Source organism: Mycobacterium sp. (genome assembly GCF_050701675.1).
Taxonomy (GTDB): domain Bacteria; phylum Actinomycetota; class Actinomycetes; order Mycobacteriales; family Mycobacteriaceae; genus Mycobacterium.
Genome location: NZ_JBOGDD010001195.1, coordinates 1 through 2775 on the forward strand (window position 1 = coordinate 1; position 2775 = coordinate 2775).

Consider the following 2775-nt stretch of genomic DNA (forward strand, 5'->3'; position numbering starts at 1 on the left):
ACACATTCAAACGAGAAGGCCGAGAGTCGATAATCCCCGAACGCGGCGGCAGTATCGGACATGAATCGTACTTCATCTTCAAGACCTAAGAATAACAAGACTGTACAGATCTACTACATGGAGGTGATGGAGAACTCGGCGCCATCCTTGATGCCGGACGGCCAGCGCTGGGTGACCGTCTTGACCTTCGTGTAGAAGATGATCGACGCGGGACCGTGTTGGTTGAGATCGCCGAAGCCGGACCGCTTCCAGCCTCCGAAGGTGTGGTATGCCACCGGAACTGGGATCGGCACGTTGACGCCCACCATGCCGACCTGGACGCGGGAGACGAAGTCGCGCGCGGTGTCGCCGTCACGGGTGAAGATCGCGACGCCGTTGCCGTACTCGTGATCCGACGGAAGTGCCAGCGCCTCGGTGTAGTCCTTGGCGCGCACGATGCACAGCACGGGTCCGAAGATTTCGTCGGTGTAGATCGACATGTCCTTGGTGACGTGGTCGAACAGGGTCGGTCCGATGAAGTACCCGCCCTCCAGGCTGGCGTCACCGAAGGTGAGGTCATCGCTCGCGCGTTCGCGACCGTCGACCACGATCTCCGCGCCCGCTTCCACGCCCTGGCCGATGTAGTCCTTGACCCGCGCCAGCGCCGCTGACGTCACCAGCGGGCCGTAGTCGGCCTTGGGGTCGAGGCTGTGGCCGACGCGCAACTGGTTGATGCGCTCGACGAGCCTGTTACGAAGCCGTTGCGCTGTTTCTTCGCCGACGGGGACCGCGACGCTGATCGCCATGCAGCGTTCGCCCGCGCTTCCGTACCCCGCGCCGATGAGGGCGTCGACGGCCTGATCGAGGTCGGCGTCGGGCATCACGATCATGTGGTTCTTGGCGCCGCCGAAACATTGCGCACGCTTGCCGTTGGCCGCCGCGGTCGAATAGATGTACTGGGCGATGTCGGAGCTGCCCACGAAGCCGACGGCCTGGATGTCCGGGTTGTGCAGGATGGCGTCGACGGCCTCCTTGTCGCCGTGCACGACCTGGAAGACGCCCTTGGGCAGACCGGCTTCGAGGAACAGTTCGGCCAGCCGGACGGGCACGGACGGGTCACGCTCGCTGGGCTTGAGGATGAAGGCGTTGCCAGAGGCCAGCGCCGGACCCGCCTTCCACAGCGGGATCATCGCGGGGAAGTTGAACGGGGTGATACCCGCGACGACGCCGAGTGGCTGACGCAGCGAGTAGACGTCGATGCCGCCGCCCGCACCCTCGGTGTACTCGCCCTTGAGAAGGTGCGGGATGCCGATGGCGAACTCGATGACCTCGATGCCGCGCTGAATGTCGCCGCGCGAGTCGGGGACCGTCTTTCCGTGTTCGAGCGACAGCAGTTCGGCGAGCTCGTCGATGTTCTCGTTGACCAGCTGGACGAACTTCATCATCACCCGGGCCCGGCGCTGCGGATTCCAGGCGGCCCACCCCTTCTGCGCCTCGACGGCGATCGCGACGGCGGCGTCGACCTCGGCCGGCGAGGCCATGGGCACCTGCGCCTGGACCTCGCCCGTGCTGGGGTTCAGCACGTCGGCGGTGCGGCCGGACTGGCCTGCCACGCGCTGGCCATCGATGAAGTGCGAGATCTGTGCGGTCATTGGACTGTCCTTCGGCGAGAGATCACGATTACTAGGACATCCTAGTAATGCCGTTCGTCGTACGCAAGGACCAACGTGCGCCGACTGCCATTTTCGCCCGGCGCGTCGCGCACAAACACGCACGCTCGCGGGATGGGAGGGCTGGTCGCGGGGACCGGCTGTGAAGGTGCTGGGAATCATCGGCATTCCCTGCGTCGCCGGTCGCGTCCTTTGCTTCGGTGGAGATCGCGTCGGGGTGTAACCCGTGCCCCTATCCCATGTCGTACGGCCTCCCCGACGAAGACAGGCGACACGTGACGGCACGACGCGATCCCGCGCATCCGCGCGCCCTTCGGGTGGTGTCGTCCGACGACCGCTACCCGGACTGGGAAGCGGTCTACGAGGACAACGCCACCTGGGTGTACCGCACCATCTTCGCCAGGGTCGGCAATCGAGCGGACGCCGAAGACCTCACCGCCGAGGTGTTCCTCGCCGCGCTGCGGCCGCTGCGCCTGACCGCGACCGTCGCCGAGGTGCGCGCGTACCTCCGCGCCACGGCACGGACCGTGCTCGCCGCCCACTGGCGCCAGGCGATGGGCCGCGAGATCACCGAGATCGAGGACATCGCCGCGCCGCCCGAGAGTGAGGAGGCGATCAGCACGGCCCCGGACCGCGTCGCCGCAGTGCTGGACAGCCTTCCCGACAACTACCGCCGCATACTGGAATTGCGCTTCCTGCAGGGCCGGTCGATCAAGGAGTCGGCCGAGGAGATGGGCGTCAGCGTCGCCAATGCCAAGGTGCTGCAACATCGGGCGCTGAGGCTGGCGGCTCAGGTCAACGAGAAGGGCGGCTCATGAACGCGCGAGGGCTTCGCAGGTACGTCGACGACCTGCTGCGCGGCCGTCGGCCCAAGAGCTTCACTCCCGACGACTTCGAGGCGGCGCAGATGCGCACCGCCATCGAGTTGAATGCCGTGCGAACCGGGTCAGACGAGCCAAGTCAGAACTTCCTGAATGACCTGCACCGCAGGCTCGCCGAGCAGATGGACGACGAGCCGCAGACGCACGCCCCGTCGCCGAACTGGCTGTCCGCGAACCGCCGCCAGGTGATCGTCGGCACGTCTGCCGCCGCTACCGCCGCGGTGGCCGCGGTCTCCGTCGACCGG

At 66.5% G+C, this 2775-nt stretch carries 2 protein-coding genes and 1 pseudogene; 2 read left to right on the plus strand and 1 reads right to left on the minus strand.

The window, feature by feature from the left end:
• Positions 1–113: 113 nt before the first annotated feature.
• The gene (locus tag ACRDUX_RS37045) at positions 114–1631 is read right to left on the minus strand and encodes a CoA-acylating methylmalonate-semialdehyde dehydrogenase (RefSeq protein ID WP_526421895.1); all 1518 of its coding nucleotides are present in this window, start codon (positions 1629–1631) and stop codon (positions 114–116) included.
• A 257-nt stretch (positions 1632–1888) separates the two neighbouring features.
• On the opposite strand from ACRDUX_RS37045, the gene ACRDUX_RS37050 reads away from it, so the two are divergent.
• On the plus strand, positions 1889–2467 hold the full coding sequence (locus ACRDUX_RS37050; protein WP_526421897.1) for an RNA polymerase sigma factor: 579 nt from the start codon (positions 1889–1891) through the stop codon (positions 2465–2467).
• Positions 2464–2775, plus strand: a pseudogene (locus tag ACRDUX_RS37055) (Rieske (2Fe-2S) protein); the annotation flags it as partial. The gene ACRDUX_RS37050 and the pseudogene ACRDUX_RS37055, both read left to right, overlap by 4 nt.

Bases quoted from the DNA above. Each gene is read 5' to 3' on its own strand.
- ACRDUX_RS37045 (WP_526421895.1), bottom strand. From the start codon at position 1,631: ATGACCGCACAGATCTCGCACTTCATCGATGGCCAGCGCGTGGCAGGC.
- ACRDUX_RS37050 (WP_526421897.1), top strand. From the start codon at position 1,889: ATGTCGTACGGCCTCCCCGACGAAGACAGGCGACACGTGACGGCACGA.